Origin of the sequence: Mariniflexile sp. HNIBRBA6329, from assembly GCF_043558645.1 — a bacterium.
Lineage (GTDB): Bacteria > Bacteroidota > Bacteroidia > Flavobacteriales > Flavobacteriaceae > Mariniflexile.
This window is the reverse complement of record NZ_JBIFXS010000053.1, coordinates 1-270: the sequence shown is the minus strand read 5'-3', so window position 1 is coordinate 270 and position 270 is coordinate 1. Positions and strand designations below refer to the sequence as shown.

General features: G+C 65.9%; 1 protein-coding gene. It reads left to right on the top strand.

The window, feature by feature from the left end; genetic code table 11:
* On the top strand, nt 1-270 hold a 270-nt coding region (locus tag ACGK9U_RS16160), incomplete at both ends, for a M24 family metallopeptidase (RefSeq protein ID WP_394467596.1).

The window sequence follows — 270 nt, the reverse complement described above, 5'->3', positions numbered from 1 at the left end:
ATCGATGCTGCCATCCAGGCGGTCAAGCCCGGTGTCGGTACCGATGAGATCGCGCGGCTCTGGCCCGAGGCGCCCGAGTTAGGATTCGACTCCGAGATGGAGGCCTTCGGGCTGCAGTTCGGACACGGGCTCGGTCTGGGGCTACACGAACGTCCCATCATCAGCCGCTTGAACTCCCTGGAGCACCCCGTCGAGATCAGGGAGGGGATGGTCTTCGCCCTCGAGACCTACTGCCCGGCCAGCGATGGCCGTTCGGCAGCCCGCATCGAG